The organism is Paenibacillus barengoltzii NBRC 101215, from assembly GCF_004000745.1.
Classification (GTDB): Bacteria; Bacillota; Bacilli; order Paenibacillales; family Paenibacillaceae; genus Fontibacillus; species Fontibacillus barengoltzii.
Genome location: NZ_BILV01000001.1, coordinates 69,868 through 91,067, shown reverse-complemented (window position 1 = coordinate 91,067; position 21,200 = coordinate 69,868). Strand labels below are relative to the sequence as shown.

Here is a 21,200-nt window from a genome sequence, read left to right as displayed (position 1 = left end):
ATAGCAAAAAACAATCCAAATAAGAGAAAGCAAATCAGGCGATATGGACCTGCGTGAAAAGTAAGAGTTTTGGGGGTACGCCTATGAACCCAAGTTGGTTAACCGTATTTCCCGACAATCTCCGGGACTTGCTGCTGAAGCTTCCGCCTTCTATCTTTACGGCTTTGGAAGAAATTCGCATTCGCGAGGAACGCCCGCTGGAGATTAATACGGGCGGCCGCTACTATTTTCTAACGCCGGACGGGGAGATGACGCGAAATCCGAACGCCGCATACAAGCCATGCAAGCAGGACGGCAAACGGCTGCTTGACCTGATCACCAACCATTCGCTGTACACGATGGAAGAGGAGCTGCGCAAAGGGTTTATTACGATCGCTGGCGGCCATCGGATCGGACTGGCCGGGAGAACCCTGCTCAGCGGAGGAAGGGTGGAGCACCTGCGTGACATCAGCGGGTTTAACGTGCGGATTGCCCGAGAGATGAAAGGCATTGCGGATCCGATCCTGCCGAGGTTGCTTGATTTCAAGCACAAGACGGTGTATCACACCTTAATTCTGTCTCCGCCCCAACAAGGAAAGACGACGCTAATTCGCGATTTAGCGCGCCAGATTAGCAGCGGCACCTGGGGACATCCCGAGGCCTCCTGGCCGGGGCTCAAGGTTGCGGTCATCGACGAGCGCTCCGAAATCGCCGGCAGTAAGCGGGGCGTGCCCGGCTTTGACATGGGTCCGCGAACCGATGTGATGGACGGCTGCCCGAAGGCAGAAGGAATCATGATGATGATTCGCTCCATGTCACCGGACGTCATCATCGTTGATGAAATCGGTCGACCGGAGGATGCCGAGGCTTTGGCTGAAGCGCTGCACGCCGGCGTTAGGGTCATTGCCACGGCGCATGGTTCAAGCGTGGACGATTTGGTCGCCCGTCCGGCATTGTCCAGGCTGGCGGAGAGTTCTTTCTTCCAAATGTACGCGGTGATTGCGCGGACGGATAAGGGACTTGCCTTTAAGCTGTGGGACGGCAAACGCCGCGGAATTCCGGCGCCTGCCCCTGGATGGAGAGGCAGGGAAGAGCATGCTTAAGATGTTTGGAGCCGCCCTCGTCCTGCTGACTGCCACTTTGGCGGGCTGGCTGAAAGCAAGACAATTCGCAGCGCGGCCAAGCCAGATCCGCAGGCTGATCCTCGCACTAAAGCGGCTCGAGACAGAGATTATGTACGGCTTTACCCCGCTGCCGGATGCCCTCCGAAGAATCGGTGAGCAAAGCGGGGAGCCGATCCGGGCGATCTTCGTTCGGGCGGCAGACCATATGAGTTCCGCTCACCCGCTGACCGCCCAGGAGAGTCTGGAGCAAGCTGTAACGAAGCTGTGGAGCTACACTGCGATGAAGGCGCCCGAGCAAGAGGTCATCAGGCAGCTCAGCATCACGCTCGGGACAAGCGACCGGAAGGATCAGCTGGGTCATATCGCAACAGCGGTGCGGCAGCTTGAGAGCGAGGAATCCGCAGCACGGGAAGAACAGGCCCGCTATGAAAAAATGTATCGAAGCTTGGGGCTTTTGTGCGGAGCGTTCATCGTCATTTTGTTCTACTGAATATCATTTCCCTCCACGGCTGATTGACGCCTGTGAAATCGTTAGTGAGGTGCCAAATCAATGAACATAGAAGTGAACGCCATCTTTCAGATTGCTGGCATCGGTATCATCATCGCCATGATCCATACGGTATTGAAGCAGATGGGCAAAGAGGACATGGCGCATTGGGTGACCCTGATCGGGTTTGTGGTCGTTCTGTTCATGGTCATCCGATTGCTTGACAGTCTGTTTCAGGAAATTAAATCGATCTTTTTATTCCAGTAGGTGAGCGCTCCGTGGAAATCATCCAAGTTGTAGGGCTCGGGCTTATCGCAACCGTGCTGGTCCTGGTCGTCAAGGAACAAAAGCCGATGTTCGCATTCCTGATTGCCGCAAGCACGGGCGTTCTGATCTTCCTGTACCTGATCGGAAAAATCGGGGGAATTATCGAGGTGCTGGAGGATCTGGCCGAGAAATCCGGCGTCCAGATGATCTATCTGAAGACGATTCTGAAAATTATCGGCATCGCCTACATCGCCGAATTTGGGGCACAGATCGTCCGGGATGCCGGTCAGGAGAGCATCGCCAGCAAAATCGAAATGGCGGGTAAAGTGCTCATTATGGTGCTAGCCATACCGATTATCAGCATTATTATCGAGACGGTCATCAAGCTGCTGCCGGCTTAGCAGGCGCATTGCATCAGATTGGGGAGAAAGTTATGCCAGCAACGATTGAACGATGGCGCGGGTCTACGCTGCTCTTGATCATCCTAGGGGTCCTGCTGTTTTGGTACATGCCCGTCATCGCCTCCGCTGAAGGGGAAGGGGATAACTGGATCCAACGCCAGGCCAAGGAGCTTCCCACCGATCAGGTCGAAACGTATTGGCAGCAGCTGATGAAGGAGTACGGCGGGTTCTTCCCGGATCAGAAGCTCCCTTCCTTTATGGATATGCTTCTGCAGCAGGACCAGAGCTTTAGTCTTAAGGCGGGGCTAAGCGGCCTGATGCGATATATGTGGCACGAGGTGCTGTATAACGGGCACATCTTAGTGACCATCGTGCTGCTCTCCATTTTTAGTATGATTCTGGAAACCTTGCAAACCGCATTCGAGCGCAAACAGGTCAGTAAAGTGGCTTACTCCATCTGCTATATGGTGATTTTGGTGCTTGCAATCAACAGCTTCCATGTGGCGATCACCTATGCGACGAATGCGATTAGCGGAATGATTGACTTCATGATGGCGATGGTGCCGCTGCTGTTCACGCTGCTAGCTTCTCTGGGCAATGCGGTAACGGTAACCGTGACTCACCCTTTGGTTGTGTTTATGGTCCATGCGGTAGGGACAGCGGTACATACGGTCGTATTCCCGCTGTTGTTCTTCTCGGCGGTGCTGCACATCGTCAGTTCTTTGTCAGACAAGTATAAGCTTACTCAGCTGGCCAATTTACTTCGCACCGTGAGCATGGCTTTGCTTGGGGTCCTGCTCACCGTATTTCTTGGCGTCATCTCGGTGAAGGGCATCGCCGGATCCGTGGCCGACGGGGTCACCCTGCGAGCAGCCAAGTACCTGACCGGCAACTTCGTTCCTGTCGTCGGCAAAGTGTTCGCCGATGCAACGGACACGGTGATCTCGGCTTCCCTGCTCGTCAAGAATTCGATCGGCCTGGTTGGAGTGATCATCCTGCTGTTTCTATGCGCCTTCCCGGCAATCAAGATCATTACGCTGGCACTGATCTTCAACCTGGCTGCGGCGGTGATGCAGCCGCTCGGCGATTCACCCGTGATCGCATGCCTGGAGACGATCGGCAAGAGCATGTTGTATGTCTTCGCAGCGCTGGCCGCGGTGGGCATGATGTTCTTCCTGGCGATCACGATCATGCTGACCGCTGGAAACATCACCGTGATGATGAGGTGAGCCGTCCTAAGGGGACCCAAACGATATACAAGGGGTGGTGATCATGCGTGGACTGGCTGGCGGGGTGGCTAAGAGAAATCATTTTCATCGTATTAATCGCCGTGTTTATCGATTTGCTGCTGCCCAACCGCGCGATGGAGCGTTACGTCAGATTCGTGGTCAGCCTGCTGATCCTGCTAACGTTAATATCCCCGATCATGCGTTTCTTCTCCGCCGATGCCAAAGATCAGCTCGAGGCAGCATTCTCGACGAGCTGGGATGGACTAGAGAGCCATTCCCAGGTTCAAAGCACAGAAGCGATCCTGCAACAGGGCGAGAAGCTGAGGGAGAAGCAGGAATCCGAAGCCTTGGCCTGGGCAGGCGAGGAGGCGGCAAGGCAAATGAAGCAGCAGATCGAGCGCTCGACGGGACAGCAAGTTCAACGAGTAACGGTCAAGCTGAAAACGAAGCCAACGGACAAATCCGGAGCCGGAGGAGTCGCTCCGCTGGCTGCTGAGCCGGTCATTTCCGCGGTAGAGGTTGTCATGGCACAGGTGAAGTCGGAAGAGCAAACCGCAAAGGCCGGTGGAGCCGGACGGGGGCCGGAGGTATCGATCGCACCGGTTGAAAAAATAAAAATCAGCGTAAACACAAGCGATTCCGGCAAGACCAAGGACGCTGAGGGGGAATCCGAAGCGCAGAGCCAAGCGGTGATGGCCGGTACGCCTGAAGAGCCAATGGGCGAGAACGGCTCTGGGGGAGAGGGCAAGACGGTCGCAAGCGATGCCGAGCCAGCCGCAGACCGGCTGGTCTCGCAAATCGAAGACCTGCTCCAGGAGAACTGGGGCGTTGATCGAGAGGCAATCACGGTCCTAAGGGCCGAGCATCTAAATGATTAACACGCCGGGAGGTGAAGAAAGTGCCGGGATGGCTGAAGAAATTGGAGCAATGGTTAGGCAAGGGGACGGACGGCAAAAAGGCTGCAAGTACGTTCCGCTGGCTGTTGATCCTCGGGTTGGTTGGGATTGCCATCATGTTGTTTAACTCCTTCGTTAACGTGAAGCAGCTGGATAACAACGGCGAAGGGAGCCGCGAACCGCCGATGATGCAGGACCTATCGAGTTCGACAGGATCTGCGGGCATCGCGGGTGACGATGATTTCAGCAGCATCGAAACGGCGCTCGAAGGCAAGACCAAAGAGATTTTGGAGAAAATCGTGGGCGTTGGTGCGGTAGATGTGCTGGTTACCATCGATTCGACCGAGGAAATCGTGGTCCAACGAAATATCAAAGATTCGCAGGAGCTGACAGAAGAAAGCGATGCGGATGGGGGGAAACGGCATATCACCCAATATACCCGAGACGGACAGATCGTCACCTACGAAGCTTCCGGCAGCGAGCAGCCGATCGTTACCAAGAAGATCAAGCCGAAGGTTCGCGGCGTGCTGGTTGTCGCCCGAGGAGCTGAGAACAAAACGGTGAAGAGCTTGATCGTCGATGCGGTTGAGAAGGGCCTTAACGTACCGGCCTACCGGATCTCTGTCGTCCCGCGCAAGCAATCTCAATAAGGAAGCAATCGAAAATGAAGGAAATGTTTCGTTCGAATACATTTTGAGGAGGAAAATCCATTATGAAATCCAAAAGACAAACGATTTGGCTGGTTTCCATGCTGAGCTTGATGGTGATTTTATCGGCTTACTACTTATTTACGGAAGAAGGACCGCAACCTGCAACAACAGCTGACGGACAACAGGTGGCTACGACAAATAACGGCATGAATAGCACAGAAGGCGATGACGTGATCCTGTCCGAAGTGACAACGGACGGCACTGAAAACAGCAGCACGATCACGGACGATACAACGGTCGCAGATCAAACGGAGCAATCCACCGATGAGAGCAACAACGAAATTACAGATATAGCTCAAGAAGACGATACCGCAACCTCCACGGATACGCAAACGGCTGATGCCGGCAAAGCGTCGGGAAATACGGCAGCTGCGGACAACGGCCAGAAGGAAACCACTACAGATGAGGATGTGCTGAGTCAACTGGAAGCTCAAGGCGTCTCCTCTACGGACACGCTGAACGCTTACCAATTCGCTCGCGCTCAGGAGAACATGAAAAAGCAAGAAGAGCTGATGAAAGCGATCAATGAAAACGAATCTCTCGAAGAAGCTGCAATGGCTCAACAAGAATTAAGCGCTTTGGAAGAGAAGGAAGCAAAAATCTATGACATCGAAGAAAGATTGAAACAGCAATATGCCAATGCTGTTGTACAAGAAGCGGACGACAAATATAAAGTCGTGGTGATCAGTGAGAAGATGGAAGCAAAAGAAGCCGTCAGCATCATGGACCTCGTGATCAAGGAATTGGGTGTATCTCAGGATAAAGTCAGCGTACAATATGTGAAACAATAAGGTTATAGGCTCAGTTGAATAGCAACCGAGGAAGGGAAGGGTCCGAGGCAACTTGGACTCTTTCCATTTTGATCGATTATGATATAATACATAAAGTTATGAGCCGAGAAGGCTTATGGTTGAAGGCCAAGGCTTTTCCTACAAAGCTGAAGGAGAGAGAGTGAAGATATGTTTAAGCTGAGTGAAATTAAAGAATTGATCGAGCTGCTGGACCAAACGTCCGTGCATGAACTAGAAATCGAAAATGAAGGCGCTCGCTTGTCCATTCGTAAGAACGGCGCGAGTGAAGTTGTTCACGTGCAGCCGCAAGTTGTTGCCGCTGTACCGCAAAATGTCCAAGCTGCCGCATCGGCTCCGGCTCCGCAAGAAACGGTATCGGCTCCTCAAGCGACAGACTCGGCTCCATCGGCGGCACCTGCTGCGAATTTACATACCATTGTTTCGCCGATGGTCGGGACGTTTTATCGTGCTTCGTCGCCGGAAGCTCAGCCTTATGTAAATATCGGCGACAAAGTCGGCGAGAAGACGACGGTCTGCATCATTGAAGCAATGAAGCTGATGAACGAGCTAGAGGCGGAAGTGAAAGGCGAAATCATCGACATCCTGGTGGAGAACGGGCAGATGGTCGAATACGGTCAGCCTCTCTTTTTGGTGAAGCCGGAGTAAACCAAGGATTACGCCCTTAACGCATCACGTATGTTGCAGCTTCAAGGGCCGTTACCCTAGCTTTCCAAAGGAGGATACGAGTATCTCATGAAATTTCATAAAATATTGATTGCCAACCGCGGCGAGATTGCTGTGCGGATCATTCGTGCTTGCCGTGAACTCGGGATATCTACCGTAGCGGTCTATTCCGAAGCGGACAAGGATTCGCTGCACGTCCGTTTGGCTGACGAAGCTTATTGCATCGGACCTACGCCGTCGAAGGACAGCTATTTGAATCTGACCAATTTGATGAGTGTAGCGACGTTAACGGAGTGCGACGCGATTCATCCCGGGTACGGGTTCCTGGCTGAAAATGCCGACTTCGCGGAGATCTGCGGCTCCTGCAATATTACGTTTATCGGCCCTTCCCCGGAAGCGATTACCCGCATGGGGGACAAGGCGATGGCGAAGCAAACGATGAGAGAGGCTAACGTGCCTGTTATTCCGGGCTCGGACGGATTGATTGAGGACCTCGAACAAGCCGTGATGATTGCTCGGGACATCGGATATCCGGTCATCATCAAAGCGACAGCTGGCGGCGGAGGCAAAGGGATTCGTATTGCCGAGGACGAGGAATCGCTGATTAAGCAAATTACAACAGCGCAGCAGGAAGCGCAAAAAGCTTTTGGGAATGCCGGCGTGTATCTCGAAAAATATTTGACCGGCATGAAGCATGTGGAGATCCAAATCATCGCCGACAAGCACGGCAATGCTGTATACTTGGGCGAACGCGATTGCTCGGTGCAACGTCGCCGCCAGAAGTTGCTAGAGGAAGCGCCATGCCCCGTGCTCTCGCCTGAGAAACGGCAAGAGATGGGAGAAGCGGCGGTTCGGGCTGCATTGGCGGTAAACTACTCCGGTGCGGGTACGCTGGAATTCCTTCTGGGTCCGGACGGACAGTTTTACTTCATGGAAATGAATACGCGGATTCAGGTTGAGCATCCGGTTACCGAGATGGTGACCGGCGTTGATTTGATTCAAGAGATGATTTCCGTGGCCGAAGGCAATCCGCTTTCCTTCACCCAAGAGGACATCAAGCTGAACGGTTGGTCGATCGAATGCCGGATTAATGCGGAGGATCCGACTCGCAACTTTATGCCGTCTCCGGGGAAAATCGGCTTCTATTTGCCTCCGGGCGGTCCAGGGGTTCGCGTCGATAGTGGGGCTTATCCAGGGTACATGATCTCGCCTCATTATGATTCCATGATTGCGAAACTGATCGTTTGGGGACCCACACGGGAGGAAGCGATTGCGAAGATGAAACGGGCTTTGTCCGAATTCGCGATCGAAGGAATTCATACCACGATTCCTTTCCATCAGAAGCTGCTGGAGCATCCAACCTTTATTAAAGGTGACTTTGATATCAAATTTTTGGAAGAAAACGAGATATAGAAAGCCGCCTCGTGTTTGTCATAATGAACCCAAAATGATATAGTATGTATAATAAGTGCGCGGTATCTATCGATAGAGCAGCGTCATACTTATTGAGAGGTGGATGAATAGAATGAGCACATTGCCAACGGAATTCGAACGTACGGATATTGGTGAAATTCAAATTGCCCCTGAAGTCATCGAGGTGATTGCTGGACTAGCTACCGTCGAGGTCAAGGGGGTTGCCGGAATGAGCGGCGGATTTGCCGGCGGAATCGCCGAACTGTTGGGAAGAAAGAACCTTTCCAAGGGTGTGAAGGTGGAAGTCGGTCAACGTGAAGCTGCGGTGGACGTATCCGTTATCGTCGAATACGGCAACCGTCTCCCGGAAGTCGCCTCGGAAATCCAACGTAATGTGAAACGCTCCATCGAAAACATGACGGGACTGAATGTCGTTGAAGTGAACGTACATATTCACGACGTCATTTTCAAAGCAGCCGAACGTGTGGAAGAAGTGGAAGCGACCCATCGCGTGAAATAACGATTTGTCATGAACCCCTTGACCGCTTCCTTGGTCAGGGGTTTACTGTAATTTTCAGCTGGGACAAGCTGAAGCAACCCTCTTTTAAGGAGGCAATACCTGTCGTGGCCAAAATTTTAGATCGAATTTTGATGTTTATTTACAGCTTGAGCATTGCCATCCTATCCGTATTTGTCATTCTTGTGCTCACGGACGCTGTTCCTATGGAGCTGAAAGTTCTGGAGCAACAACCGATCTATATCGGTACCTGGGTAGCGGCAATCCTGCTGCTCTTGATCAGCATTCGGGTATTTTACATATCCATCAGCAGAGATCGCAGTGCGGCGACCTCGATTGACCAACGCAACGAATACGGTGATATCCAGATCTCGGTGGACACCATTGAGAACTTAGCGTATAAAGCCGCTTCCCGCGTGCGCGGCATCAAGGAAGTGAAGACGCGGATTCGGATCACGGAGTCCGGCCTTGAAATCGTCGTGCGTGCGTTGGTGGACGGGGAGACATCGATCCCTGCGTTGACGGAAGAAGTTCAGAAGCAAGTCCATGACCGTGTCGAGGAAATTACCGGGATTCCTGTCTCCTACGTATCGGTGTACATTGCCAATCTGGTCCATTCCCCGGTTCTCAAAGGCCGGGTTGAATAGGGGTGAGCAGCGGGGTGTTCTGGAAACAATTGTGGGAGAGTCACAAAGGACGCCTGCTCGGGATAGCGGCGGCCGTGTTTTTATGCCCGATCTATCTGTTTTTCGGATTCTGGAATATGTTGTTCTGCGCCTTGCTGCTATTTATCGGGTATACGATTGGTAAGCAGAAGGACTTGGAGGGAGGCCCGCTCCTACCTTGGGGCACGATTTGGGAATGGCTGTCTACGCGTTGGCGTCCCTTTAAATGAGATTTTTGAATTTTGAATTCCTCATTACCGCTTCCTGTGATATGCTTACTCCGGAAAAGAGCTAGGAACGTGTTCTTGCCCCTTTTGTGGAGTAAGCCTATTACGGGTCTTTTTTTGTGTTAAAGCGAGTCGAGAAATGTGAAATGTCCGGTGATGTTTAAGCCGTTTTTGGTCTATGCTTATGGGTAAGTACTGAGGGATAGGAAATGAAGCATAGCAACTTAAAAGTAAGCCATGATGGAAGAGTAAGCGTAGAAATTGGTTAGGAGGAAACAGATGAAACGGCGTTTGGCGAGAGAGATTGCGGTGCAGAGCATGTACCAGATGGAAATGAATGAGGTGGACGCAAACGAAGCGGTGACGATGCTGCTGACGGAAGCGATGGAAGAGAACGAAGGTGAAGTCGAGCTGTCGGATGTGGATGCGACACGAGCTTTCGTCCTGGAGCTGGTCAATGGCACTTGGAGCCGGAAGGATGCGATCGATGGCTTGCTGGAAGATTATTTGAAGGGATGGCAGATCAGCCGTTTGTCTAAGGTGGACCGGCAGGTGTTGCGTCTGGCAACCTATGAAATGATCTTCCGCGATGACGTGCCGGGGAAAGTCGCTGTAAATGAAGCGATCGAGCTGGCCAAGCATTTTGGATCCCCGGAATCCGGCAAGTTCGTCAACGGCGTACTGGGGAAGATGATTCAAGACATCGATCAGCTGAAGAGCAAACGATAATTTTTTCATCCAATATTATTTTATAGAAGAGGAGAGGACGAGCATGACAGCACCAATTATTAACGGTAAACAAATTTCGGAGGATATCCGCAAGGATTTGCGCGCAGAGGTAGAACAGCTGGTGAAACAAGGCTTTACGCCAGGACTGGCCGTCGTGCTCGTCGGGGAAGATCCGGCTTCGCAGGTGTATGTGCGGAATAAGGAGAAAGCCTGCCATGAGTTGGGCTACTATTCGGAGGTTCACCGTCTGCCAGCCGATACGTCGCAGGCGGACTTGCTCGCTTTGGTGGACAAGCTGAACCATCAGGCGAATATCCATGGGATTCTGGTACAGCTGCCGCTGCCTAAGCATATTGATGAGAAAGCCGTTATCGATGCCATCTCGCCGGAAAAAGACGTTGATGGATTCCATCCGATTAATGTTGGGAACTTGATGATCGGCGACGACAGCCTGTTGCCGTGCACACCGGCAGGGGTGATTGAGCTGATCAAACGCACCGGCGTGGAGATCGCCGGGAAGCATGCGGTTGTTATTGGCCGCAGCAACATCGTCGGCAAGCCGGTTTCCCTGCTCCTGCAACGGGAGAACGCCACGGTCACGATGTGCCATTCGCGCACGGCGAACATGAAAGAGTTGACTCGCCTCGCGGACATTCTTGTCGTTGCGATCGGACGCGCCAACTTCGTAGACGCTTCCTATGTGAAGCCGGGTGCAGTCGTGATTGACGTAGGGATGAATCGTCTGGATAACGGCAAGCTGGCTGGGGACGTTGACTTTGAGAGCGTAAAAGAGATCTCTGGACCCATCACACCGGTACCTGGCGGCGTTGGCCCGATGACGATTACGATGTTGATGCAAAATACGCTGATTGCAGCGAAACGCCTGCAAGGGCTGGCTTAAGCGGAGGTGCCAAGTAATGGCTGGCCGGTGTGTGTCGTTGGACCGTACGGCTTTAAGTTCCCTTGTTTTCATCAGCAGCGACTACGAGAAGTGAATTAGGGCATGATTTTCCCTTAGTTCTCGGAAAGGAGGCGGCACCTTTGGATCAGCAACGGATTTTAACGGTTAAGGAGTTAAACCGCTACATCCGCATGAAGCTGGAATCGGATCAGGTGCTCACCGACGTCTGGATTCGCGGTGAAATCTCCAATTTCACGCATCATTCCAGCGGGCATATGTATTTCACGCTGAAGGATGCGGACAGCCGAATCAAGAGCATTATGTTCGCATCGTACAACCAGCGGTTGCCGTTCCGACCCAAGGAAGGGACGCGCGTGATTGCACGCGGCAATGTTTCCGTCTACGAGCGGGACGGGCAGTATCAATTTTACGTGACGCATATGCAACCGGACGGCGTAGGCAGCCTGTATCTCGCCTTCGAACAGCTGAAGCAGAAGCTCGATGCAGAGGGCTTGTTCGCGCCGGGACGCAAACGGCCATTGCCGCGGTTCCCGAAGACGATTGGCGTGGTGACCTCGCCGACCGGGGCAGCGGTCCGCGACATCTTAACGACGCTGGGGCGGCGGTACCCGCAGGCCGCGGTGATCCTGTACCCTGTGCTTGTCCAAGGCAAAGGGGCAGCGCCGTCGATCGTGAAAGCGATTCGCACGCTGAACGCAATGGGCGAGGCCGACGTGCTTATCGTCGGCCGCGGCGGCGGCTCGCTCGAGGAGCTGTGGGCGTTCAACGAGGAGCAGGTCGCGCGGGCGATCTATGAATCGGCGATTCCCGTCATCTCGGCCGTAGGCCACGAGACAGACTTCACGATCGCCGATTTCGTCGCCGACCTGCGAGCTGCCACGCCCACCGCGGCCGCCGAGCTGGCCGTGCCGCACACGGCCGAGCTGCGCGCGCACTTGCGCCAGCGAGAACAGGTGCTGCAGCAGAGCTTGCAGCACCGCTTGCAGCAGGCGCGCGAACGGCTGCGCCGGCTGCAGCGCTCGCCGGCGCTGACGCAGCCGCGGCGCAGCCTGCTCCAGCACGCGGAGCGGCTGGACCGGCTGTCCTCGCGGCTGACGGGGCACATGCAGACGCGCCTGCAGCTCGCCGGCGCGGCACAAGACCGCCTGCACCAGCGTCTGCTGCGCTTCCATCCACGGGATGCGCTGCAGTTCGCGGGACGCCGGAGGCGGGAGGCGGATCGCCTGCTGCGGCAAGCGATGCAGGGCATCCTGCGAGAGAAGTCCAGTCAGCTGGCATCGGGCATTCGCCATCTGGATGCACTGAGCCCGCTGAAAGTCATGGCGCGGGGCTACAGCCTCGTCTACGATGAACGCGGGGATCGGTTGATCAAGTCGTTATCGGACGTTGAACTGGGTGACCGGATCACGGTGAAGGTGACGGACGGAGAACTAGATTGTCAAGTTTGGGGCATGAGACCGGAAGGAGCGGGAGAAGATGAAGGAACAGGAAGCCAAGCTTAATGCAGCAGACGCGCAGCAAGCTGAACTTAATTTCGAAGATGCGATGAACCAGTTGGAGGATATCGTGTCTCAGCTGGAGCGCGGAGATGTGCCGTTGGAGAAAGCGATTGACCTGTTTCAGCAGGGCATGCGGCTCTCGCAAATCTGCGGTCAAAAGCTGGCACAAGTGGAACGAAAGATCGAAATGATCGTAGAAGAAGACGGGGCGGTGGAGAAGCAGCCGTTTCAGCCGCCGCTAAGTGATAGTTCGGACTTCTGAAGAGAGCGGTGATCTTGTTGCAGCAGCATTTATCGATAGAGGCATATATGAAGGAGATTGCTGAAGCCGTGTCCACGCGCTTGTCCTCCAGCCTTCCGGCGGTATGGAACGTGCCGGAAACGCTAAGTCAGGCGATGGATTATTCGCTGATGGCGGGTGGGAAACGGCTTCGGCCGCTGCTCGTCGTGGCTGCGGCGGAGGCGCTCGGCGGCAGCCGAGATGCGGCAATGCCCGTCGCCTGCGCCGTGGAAATGGTACATACGTACTCGCTGATCCATGACGATCTCCCGGCCTTGGACAATGATGACTTTCGTCGCGGAAAACCGACGAACCACAAAGTGTTTGGGGAAGCGATGGCCATTTTGGCCGGGGATGGGCTGTTAACGCATGCTTTTTACAGCGTGGTTCAAGCGAGCCGCCAGCAAGGGGTGTCGGCGGAGTCGGCGCTGGCGATCGTGGAGGAATTATCGCGATTTGCCGGGCCGGGCGGCATGGTGGGCGGCCAAGTGGCCGACATGCAAGGCGAGCAGGGAGTGACCGATCTCGACCAGCTGCGCTACATCCATGAGCACAAAACCGGAGATCTGATCGTATTTTCAGTCAGAGCAGGCGGACATATCGCTTCGGGAAATACGAAGCAGCTTGAGGCATTGGAACGGTATGGACGGGCGCTGGGGCATGCGTTTCAAATTCAGGACGACATCCTGGATCTGATCGGGGACGAAAGCAAACTCGGCAAAAAAACGCAAAGCGATGTCATCCAACAGAAGGTGACTTACCCTTACTTTATCGGCATCGAGGCTTCCCAAGCGGAAGTCGAACGGCTGACGAGTGAGGCGAAGCAGGCGTTACAAGACGGAGCGATTCCGCATCCGCAGCGGCTGCTGGAGATTGCGGATCTGTTGCTTCGCCGGGATCATTAACGTATTTGTCTCATCGAGGTGTTGGTCGAAATCAGGGAAAAATGACTTACGTATCTGCCGTAAGTGATTTCGACATCGCGATGACATATGGTATAATGAAGGCTATTATCAACAAGTGTAAGAAAAGGCCGGACTTGGATGTCGGCTTTTGGAACCATACATTTAGGAAAGCGGGGAATGGCTGTGCTGCTTTCGCAAATACATGAGCCTGCCGATCTGAAAAACTTGTCCCTGGAGCAATTGACGCCGCTCGCTGAGGAGATCCGTCAGTTCTTGATTGAGAAGCTGTCGGTCACCGGCGGGCATTTGGCATCGAATTTGGGCGTGGTGGAACTGACGATCGCCCTGCATTATTGCTACAACAGTCCGCAGGATAAACTCATCTTTGACGTAGGACACCAAGCCTATGTACATAAAATCTTAACCGGACGGAAGGACCAGTTCGACACGCTTCGTAAACATCGGGGATTATGCGGATTCGTCAAACGAAGCGAGAGCGTGCATGACGTGTGGGAAGCAGGGCACAGCAGCACCTCCCTCTCCGCGGCCATGGGGATGGCGCTGGCCCGAGACATGAAGGGCGAATCGAACCGCGTAATTGCGATCATTGGGGACGGTGCGTTAACCGGCGGGATGGCATTTGAAGCGCTGAATCATATCGGCCATGAGAAGAAAGATTTGATGGTAGTTTTGAACGACAATGAAATGTCGATCGCGCCAAACGTTGGAGCCTTGCATAATTACTTGACCAAAATTCGTTCGGACCGCAATTACCTGCGGGCCAAAGACGAAGTGGAACAGCTGCTGAAGAAAATCCCGGCCATCGGCGGCAAAGTTGCCAAAACTGTGGAGCGGGTGAAGGACAGCCTGAAGTATTTGATGGTATCCGGCGTCTTATTTGAAGAGCTCGGATTCAAGTACCTGGGACCAGTCGATGGCCATGACTTGCCGGGTCTTATTGATGCCTTCAAGCAGGCGAATAACGTCAGCGGACCAGTGTTGGTGCATGTGCTGACGACCAAGGGCAAAGGTTATACTCCGGCAGAACAGGATTCGCATAAATGGCATGGTATCACGCCGTACAAAATTGAATCCGGCCAATTGTTAAAGGCTGTTGGGAACCCGATGTATACGGAGGTGTTCGGACAGACCTTGATTGAGCTGGCCGAACAGGATGAACGGATCGTGGCCGTCACTCCAGCGATGCCAGGCGGTTCCGGATTGGTGAAATTCGGTGAACGTTTTCCGGGCCGCATGATTGACGTGGGGATCGCTGAGCAGCATGCCGCGACGATGTGCGCTGCCATGGCGATGGAAGGCTTGAAGCCGGTTTATGCGGTATATTCCACGTTCATGCAGCGGGCTTACGACCAGATCGTGCATGATATTTGCCGTCAGAACGCCAACGTCATGTTCGCGATCGACCGGGCTGGATTCGTAGGAGCGGACGGGGAAACCCACCAAGGGGTTTACGATATCGCTTTTATGCGTCATATTCCGAATATCGTTCTCATGATGCCGAAGGATGAAAATGAATTGCGCCACATGATGAAGACGGCACTGGAATATAACGACGGGCCGATTGCATACCGCTATCCGCGGATTAACGTCCCTGGGGTTCCGTTAGACAAAGAGCTTGTGCCGATTCCGATCGGAACATGGGAGCTGCTGCGGGAAGGCGACAACCTGACGATCGTTGCGGTTGGCCCGATGGTACAGGTTGCCGAGGAAGTGGCGGAAAGACTCAAGCGGGAAGGCGTGTCTGCTGCGGTGGTTAACGCCAGATTCTTAAAGCCGCTCGACCGAGAGATGCTGGTTCAACTGGCGCAAAGCAGTGGAACAATGATCGTGCTGGAGGAAGCGTCGCAAGCGGGAAGCTTGGGGAGTGCGATCCTGGAATTCTATGCGGAGCAAGGAATTACGGGTCTGGACATCCGATTGATGGGAGTACCCGACCGGTTCATCGAGCACGGCAGCATCAAGGAGCAATTGGAAGAAGTCGGCTTGACGGCTGAGAACGTTGTTCGTGAGGTGCACAAGCTGCGGAGCGAACAACATTTGACGCTCGGCAAGAAAGTAAATTATTGACGGGAGATTGGCATGTCGGTTTCCAAGGAACGCGTAGACGTCCTGCTTGTGGAGCAGGGGTATTTTGACAGCAGAGAAAAAGCGAAAGCGGCGATCATGGCCGGACTGGTGTTTGGCGGACAAGAGCGGATCGAGAAGGCGGGGACGAAGATTCCTCGGGACACGGTGTTGTCCGTCAAGGGTGCGATTCATCCCTATGTCAGCCGGGGCGGACTTAAGCTGGAAAAAGCAATTAAGCAGTTTAACCTGGATCTGACCGGTCGAACGATGCTGGATATTGGATCGTCAACCGGCGGATTTACGGATTGCGCTTTACAGCACGGCGCGGAGTATGTGTACGCGATTGACGTGGGATACAATCAGCTGGATTGGTCGCTGCGTAACGATCCGCGGGTGAACGTTAAGGAACGCACCAACTTCCGTTATATGACCCCGCAGGATTTAGACGGTCCTACGCCGGATTTTGCCAGTATCGACGTTTCCTTTATTTCGCTAAAAATCATTTTGCCGCCGCTCCTTGCGTTATTGAAGCGGCCGGCGGACATCGCTGCGCTCATCAAACCGCAATTTGAGGCGGGGCGTGAGAAGGTTGGCAAATCGGGAGTCGTCCGCGATCCCAAAGTACATCAGGAAGTGTTAGAGACGGTGCTGAGCTTTGCGGTGGAGCAAGGCTACGAAGTGGCTGGATTAACCTTCTCTCCAATTACCGGCGGGGAAGGGAACATCGAATTTTTAGCTCATCTCCAATTGGAAGAGGAAGCTGCGGCTGGTGCAGCAGGGGAGCTAGATGTGGATCAGTTTACCCGGATCCGCGAGCTGGCGGCCAGCGTGGTTCATGAAGCATCAAACACTTTTACAGGAGGCCCATCCAAGTGATGGGTCTTTTTTCATTGGAGCATCTTGCAAATCGAACGCTTGTTCCCTATAATGGAATCAAAACCGTGATGTTGTCCACATTCCCTTCTAAATTTTGTGCTTCTCAAGACAGGAGCTCATCGCAGAAGCGTCGAAATAAGGGATGAGGTGATATCGGTGGGAGCTTATTCGGACGGTCTTCTGATGATCGTGATCGCGGGAATCGGCGCGTATTTGCTATACCGCGGTTTTCGTTCCTGGGTCCGCAAGCCGTTTACTTTACGATCCGGCATCGGATTTGAGATGAATGAGGAGATTATAGAGCACCCTGCGGTGGACATGCTGGAAGAAGCAGGGTATGAAGTCGTCAGCGATAAACTGAAAGTTCCGCTCACCTTCCGTGTGGACGGAGAACTTCTGCACAGCCGTCTGTTTATTGACTATATTGCAGTCAAGAATGGGGAATTCTATCTCGTTAGAACTGCGCGAGAGCGCCGCCCGGTGGAATGGACGGGTAGCGGTTTGCGCCGGGACCTGTTGCCGTTCCTGCTGTTATATCCGGAGTGTGCCGGCGTGTTGTACGTGGATCCGGAGCAAGGAGAGCTGAAGGTCATATCCCTAACGACAGACGATAACGAAGAAGATGAATCCGCCTAAACCGATAAATACTGATAAATAAGAATAAATACGATCATGCAGGGCTAATGGAGGGCAGAATGAAAGGGCATAGACATATCAAGATAAGGGAAATTATTTCGGCCAGGGAAATCGAGACTCAAGATGAACTGGTAGAAGCATTACGCGAGGCGGGGTATCAAGTCACTCAGGCGACGGTCTCCCGCGACATTAAGGAATTAATGCTGATTAAGGTGCCAACAGACGACGGAAGATACAAGTATTCCATGCCGACGGCTCAACGTTATAATCCGGTGCAGAAGCTGCAGCGAGCGCTGGTCGACAGCTTCGTGCATATCGACTATACCGGCAATTTGGTTGTGATGAAGTGTCTTCCGGGGACTGCGAATGCGGTAGCCGTGCTGCTGGACAATATGGAATGGCCGGATCTGCTTGGCACGATTTGCGGTGATGACACCATCTTGCTGATCTGTCGCAACGAGGACTATAGCCGGTATTTGATTGATCAGATCATGGGATACATATCTTAATTGATTTGGGAGTAGGGGAGGAGTGCCCGGATGTTGGTTCATTTATCCATTCGTAATCTGGCAGTGGTTGAAGCGGTTGATGTATCATTTGGTTCCGGTTTTCATGTCCTGACAGGGGAGACGGGAGCGGGCAAATCGATCATCATTGATGCCCTGGGCCTAATTGCCGGCGGCAGGGGATCAGCCGATTTAATCCGTTATGGTTGTGATAAAGCCGAGATGGAGGCTTCCTTCGATCTGCCGGCAGATCATCCGGTTTGGACAACCCTGGAAGGGTTTGGCATCGCGGGCGACCCCGGAGAGCTTCTAATAATTCGCCGGGAAATCAGCGTTCAAGGCAAGAGCTCAGCCCGCATTAACGGGCAGCTGGTGAACTTATCGATGCTGCGCGAGGTTGGAGAGAAGCTGATCAACCTGCATGGCCAACATGAACACCAAACCCTGCTTCGACCGGAACGTCATTTAGAATTGCTGGACGCCTACGGGGCCGAAGCGATTGATCCGGTGAAAGCGGCTTATCAAGCGACCTACGCCGAGTTCGTACGGATTGACAAGGAATATCATGAGCTGCGTAATACCAGTCAACAGGCGTTGCAAATGCTTGATTTATACCGTTTTCAGCTGAGTGAAATTTCTGCAGCCGAGTTAAAACCGGGGGAAGATGAATTACTCGCGGAGGAAAAGGTCAAGCTATCCCATAGCGAGAAAATGATGGAGTCCATTTCGAAAGCCTATGATTTGCTGTACGGTCCTCAGGGACTGGACGCGATTGCGAAGGCTGTCTCGAAGCTAAGTGAAGTATCGGCTTACGACAGCAAGGGAATATCTCCGCTCCTGGAGCAGCTTCAATCCGCGTATTATCAATTGGAGGATGCGTCCTTCAGCCTGCGGAATTATCGTGAACGGATCGAGTTTAATCCGGAACGGTTGGAAGAAGTCGAAGAACGTCTGGATCTGATCTCTACGCTGCGCCGTAAATACGGTGATGATATTCAAGGGATCCTTGCGTATTATGAGAAGATTCGCCAAGAAGTGGATGCCTTGGAGAATAAGGATGAACGCCTGGAGCAGCTCCAGGTGCAACGGGAGAAATTAACCGAGCGGCTGATGAAGCAGGCTTTCGAGCTAAGTGCAGTACGGCAGCAGAAGGCCGTTGAACTCGCGGCCCAGATCGAGGCGGAGCTTAAAGACCTGCAAATGGGTCGGACCTCTCTGGAAGTGAAGTTAAGCCTTATGGAGGATGCCAACGGATTGGAATGGGAAGGAAAGAAGATCCGTCCCGGCAAACACGGTATCGACAATGCTGAATTCCTCATTTCGCCAAATCCCGGAGAGCCGCTCCGACCGCTTAGCAAGATTGCATCCGGCGGTGAGCTGTCCCGCATGATGCTGGCGCTTAAGAGCATCTTTGCCCGGCATGAACAGGTTCCTGTACTCATTTTTGACGAAGTGGATACGGGTGTCAGCGGACGGGCCGCTCAGTCGATTGCCGACAAATTGTCGCGATTGTCTGGATTGTGCCAAGTTTTCGCCATCACACATTTGCCGCAGGTGGCTTGCATGGCGGATCGGCAGTACCTCATCGAGAAAGTCGTTGAAGACGGCCGCACCATGACACGCGTTGCTTCCTTAGATGAAGCCGGACGAGTGAATGAACTGGCCCGCATGCTCGGCGGGGTAGAAATCACGGAAAAGACCCAGCATCATGCCCAAGAAATGCTGAAGCTGGCACAGGCACAAAAGGATGTTTTATTAAGTCTGGCACAATGATTGACAGTAATAAAACACCTGACCCGGGGTATCTTATAGGTACGCAATTGGCGACCACCGTTTCGTCAAGCGAAAGAAGCTAAGGGAGCGTGACAGCCATTGAACCCGAACCTCAGGAATCGAATGCTCGGTCTTTTTCTTGCCTTCTTCTTTTGTTTTCTCGGCACGTCTGCCGCTGAAGGGCGGCTTCCTGTACTGCCGGACGAGTTACGCCTGTTTCAGGGTCAGGGAACACAAATTTCATTTGCTTTACCCGTGCAGGCCGAAGTCAGCGTAGATCGCCCTGATGTAGTGATGGTCAACGGGCAAGCGAACCCATCCATGAAAGTATCGTTAGGACATCCGCTCAAGCTTTCGTCGCTTCGGAGTGGAGAAGCCAACCTCCGCATGAAATTATTCGGTCAAATTCCTCTAAAGACCGTCAAGGTCAATGTCATCCCGGACCTTAAAGTGATTCCCGGCGGACAAACCATCGGTGTCAAGGTGAAATCCGCCGGGATCTTAGTGGTCGGGCATCATCAAGTTGTAACGGATACCGGCAAAGTTTCACCCGGCGAAGCGGCCGGAATCCAAGCCGGTGATTTGATCACCCACATTAACGGAATGAAGCTCCACGATGTTCGTGAAGTGGCGGAAATTGCCGCTGAAGCTGGCAAACATCAACGGCCTCTTAAGATCACCTATATGCGGAACGATAAGGAGCTCACCACGTCCTTAAATCCAGCATATGATCAGCAGGATCGGGCCTGGAGACTTGGCTTGTATATCCGGGATTCGGCTGCAGGGGTCGGCACCTTGACGTTTTATGCCCCGGATCACGGCGTCTATGGGGCCCTCGGTCACATTATTACCGATATGAATACCCAAACGCCGATCGTCGTCGGCAGCGGGCAAATTCTGCAATCCAGCGTCACATCCATCTCCAAGAGCGAAAGCGGTGAACCCGGGGAGAAGCGGGCTCACTTTCTCAAAGAAGGTAAGACCCTAGGCAATATCGAACGCAATACGAATTTTGGGATCTTCGGGAAGATGTCGCAAAATCCAGAGCATAGCCTTTATGAGAAACCGATTCCCGTCGCTTTTTCAGAAGAAGTGAAGGAAGGACCGGCTGAAATTCTGACCGTCGTTGAAGGTCAACGTGTAGAGCGGTTTAAAGTCGAAATCGTCCATGTTTCCAAACAGAGTGCACCGGAAACGAAAGGATTAGTTATTCGCATTACCGACCCGCGTCTCGTGGAGAAGACCGGTGGTATCGTTCAAGGCATGAGCGGTAGTCCAATTCTTCAGAACGGCAAGCTCATCGGTGCTGTGACTCATGTGTTCGTCAACGACCCGAAATCAGGATATGGTTGCTTTATCGAATGGATGCTGCAGGATGCCGGTATTTTACAAAGCACGAAAGACTCGATGCAAAATCTTAAGGCGAGCTAAACGCTGCCTTAAGATTTTTTTAGATATCAGAAAGTATAAACTTCAGGGGATTGGCATCCAAGAAGGGAATTTCCTTAAGCATAGGTCGACAAACACAGCTTTCAATCTGTATGCAAATGTCGAATGTATCCGAATTAGATCGCTTTCTGTAAATAAATAATTTAT

24 protein-coding genes are annotated in these 21,200 nt (G+C 53.1%); all 24 read left to right on the top strand.

From position 1 onward, the window contains the following. Positions 1-83 precede the first annotated feature (83 nt). The 24 genes from spoIIIAA to spoIVB all read left to right on the top strand — a co-directional run bounded on the left by spoIIIAA (position 84) and on the right by spoIVB (position 21,035). On the top strand, positions 84-1,082 hold the full coding sequence (gene spoIIIAA / locus PBA01S_RS00515; protein ID WP_016311699.1) for a stage III sporulation protein AA: 999 nt from the start codon (positions 84-86) through the stop codon (positions 1,080-1,082). After that, positions 1,075-1,593 (top strand): stage III sporulation protein SpoIIIAB, encoded by a 519-nt coding sequence (gene spoIIIAB / locus PBA01S_RS00510; protein ID WP_028538383.1) that lies wholly within the window; start codon positions 1,075-1,077, stop codon positions 1,591-1,593. Before spoIIIAA ends, spoIIIAB begins: the two co-directional genes overlap by 8 nt. A 60-nt stretch (positions 1,594-1,653) precedes the next feature. Further along, complete coding sequence (spoIIIAC, locus tag PBA01S_RS00505) at positions 1,654-1,857, top strand: stage III sporulation protein AC (RefSeq protein ID WP_009225775.1); 204 nt, start codon at positions 1,654-1,656, stop codon at positions 1,855-1,857. A gap of 11 nt (positions 1,858-1,868) precedes the next feature. After that, positions 1,869-2,258, top strand: a complete 390-nt coding sequence (gene spoIIIAD / locus PBA01S_RS00500) for a stage III sporulation protein AD (RefSeq protein WP_016311701.1) — start codon at positions 1,869-1,871, stop codon at positions 2,256-2,258. 32 nt (positions 2,259-2,290) lie between these two features. After that, complete coding sequence (gene spoIIIAE / locus PBA01S_RS00495; protein ID WP_016311702.1) at positions 2,291-3,487, top strand: stage III sporulation protein AE; 1,197 nt, start codon at positions 2,291-2,293, stop codon at positions 3,485-3,487. Positions 3,488-3,534: 47 nt separating this feature from the next. Next, positions 3,535-4,365, top strand: coding sequence for a stage III sporulation protein AF (spoIIIAF, locus tag PBA01S_RS00490; RefSeq protein ID WP_016311703.1), 831 nt, complete (start codon positions 3,535-3,537; stop codon positions 4,363-4,365). 20 nt (positions 4,366-4,385) lie between these two features. Then, positions 4,386-5,033, top strand: coding sequence for a stage III sporulation protein AG (gene spoIIIAG, locus PBA01S_RS00485; RefSeq protein ID WP_016311704.1), 648 nt, complete (start codon positions 4,386-4,388; stop codon positions 5,031-5,033). 62 nt (positions 5,034-5,095) lie between these two features. Next, the gene (locus tag PBA01S_RS00480) at positions 5,096-5,884 is read left to right on the top strand and encodes a SpoIIIAH-like family protein (RefSeq protein WP_127575076.1); all 789 of its coding nucleotides are present in this window, start codon (positions 5,096-5,098) and stop codon (positions 5,882-5,884) included. Positions 5,885-6,052: 168 nt separating this feature from the next. Then, on the top strand, positions 6,053-6,550 hold the full coding sequence (gene accB, locus PBA01S_RS00475) for an acetyl-CoA carboxylase biotin carboxyl carrier protein (protein WP_016311706.1): 498 nt from the start codon (positions 6,053-6,055) through the stop codon (positions 6,548-6,550). Between the two features lie 87 nt (positions 6,551-6,637). Continuing rightward, entirely contained in the window at positions 6,638-7,981 is a 1,344-nt protein-coding gene (gene accC / locus PBA01S_RS00470; RefSeq protein WP_016311707.1) for an acetyl-CoA carboxylase biotin carboxylase subunit, read from the top strand. 112 nt (positions 7,982-8,093) lie between these two features. Next, positions 8,094-8,501: an Asp23/Gls24 family envelope stress response protein gene (locus PBA01S_RS00465; RefSeq protein WP_009225783.1), complete on the top strand. Its 408-nt coding sequence runs from the start codon at positions 8,094-8,096 to the stop codon at positions 8,499-8,501. Positions 8,502-8,605: 104 nt separating this feature from the next. Beyond that, complete coding sequence (amaP, locus tag PBA01S_RS00460; RefSeq protein WP_028538378.1) at positions 8,606-9,145, top strand: alkaline shock response membrane anchor protein AmaP; 540 nt, start codon at positions 8,606-8,608, stop codon at positions 9,143-9,145. Between the two features lie 14 nt (positions 9,146-9,159). After that, a complete protein-coding gene (locus PBA01S_RS00455; RefSeq protein ID WP_009225785.1) occupies positions 9,160-9,393 on the top strand; it encodes a DUF2273 domain-containing protein in 234 nt (77 codons plus the stop codon). A 276-nt stretch (positions 9,394-9,669) separates the two neighbouring features. Next, complete coding sequence (nusB, locus tag PBA01S_RS00450) at positions 9,670-10,119, top strand: transcription antitermination factor NusB (protein ID WP_028538377.1); 450 nt, start codon at positions 9,670-9,672, stop codon at positions 10,117-10,119. A 43-nt stretch (positions 10,120-10,162) separates the two neighbouring features. Continuing rightward, a complete protein-coding gene (gene folD, locus PBA01S_RS00445) occupies positions 10,163-11,020 on the top strand; it encodes a bifunctional methylenetetrahydrofolate dehydrogenase/methenyltetrahydrofolate cyclohydrolase FolD (protein ID WP_028538376.1) in 858 nt (285 codons plus the stop codon). Between the two features lie 140 nt (positions 11,021-11,160). Continuing rightward, positions 11,161-12,543 carry an exodeoxyribonuclease VII large subunit gene (xseA, locus tag PBA01S_RS00440; protein WP_085169693.1) on the top strand — a complete coding sequence of 461 codons (1,383 nt, stop codon included), beginning with the start codon at positions 11,161-11,163 and terminating at the stop codon, positions 12,541-12,543. Continuing rightward, positions 12,518-12,802 (top strand): exodeoxyribonuclease VII small subunit, encoded by a 285-nt coding sequence (gene xseB, locus PBA01S_RS00435; RefSeq protein ID WP_085169692.1) that lies wholly within the window; start codon positions 12,518-12,520, stop codon positions 12,800-12,802. Before xseA ends, xseB begins: the two co-directional genes overlap by 26 nt. Positions 12,803-12,849: 47 nt before the next feature. Continuing rightward, a complete protein-coding gene (locus PBA01S_RS00430; protein WP_085169712.1) occupies positions 12,850-13,725 on the top strand; it encodes a polyprenyl synthetase family protein in 876 nt (291 codons plus the stop codon). Positions 13,726-13,902: 177 nt separating this feature from the next. Beyond that, positions 13,903-15,813, top strand: coding sequence for a 1-deoxy-D-xylulose-5-phosphate synthase (dxs, locus tag PBA01S_RS00425; protein ID WP_371859483.1), 1,911 nt, complete (start codon positions 13,903-13,905; stop codon positions 15,811-15,813). Positions 15,814-15,825: 12 nt separating this feature from the next. Continuing rightward, on the top strand, positions 15,826-16,689 hold the full coding sequence (locus PBA01S_RS00420) for a TlyA family RNA methyltransferase (RefSeq protein WP_085169691.1): 864 nt from the start codon (positions 15,826-15,828) through the stop codon (positions 16,687-16,689). A gap of 156 nt (positions 16,690-16,845) precedes the next feature. Further along, a complete protein-coding gene (locus PBA01S_RS00415) occupies positions 16,846-17,325 on the top strand; it encodes a hypothetical protein (protein ID WP_085169690.1) in 480 nt (159 codons plus the stop codon). A gap of 59 nt (positions 17,326-17,384) precedes the next feature. Further along, entirely contained in the window at positions 17,385-17,834 is a 450-nt protein-coding gene (gene ahrC / locus PBA01S_RS00410; RefSeq protein ID WP_016311717.1) for a transcriptional regulator AhrC/ArgR, read from the top strand. A gap of 30 nt (positions 17,835-17,864) precedes the next feature. Then, complete coding sequence (gene recN, locus PBA01S_RS00405) at positions 17,865-19,604, top strand: DNA repair protein RecN (protein ID WP_016311718.1); 1,740 nt, start codon at positions 17,865-17,867, stop codon at positions 19,602-19,604. A gap of 99 nt (positions 19,605-19,703) precedes the next feature. Next, positions 19,704-21,035 carry a SpoIVB peptidase gene (gene spoIVB, locus PBA01S_RS00400; protein WP_028538369.1) on the top strand — a complete coding sequence of 444 codons (1,332 nt, stop codon included), beginning with the start codon at positions 19,704-19,706 and terminating at the stop codon, positions 21,033-21,035. Positions 21,036-21,200 lie beyond the last annotated feature (165 nt).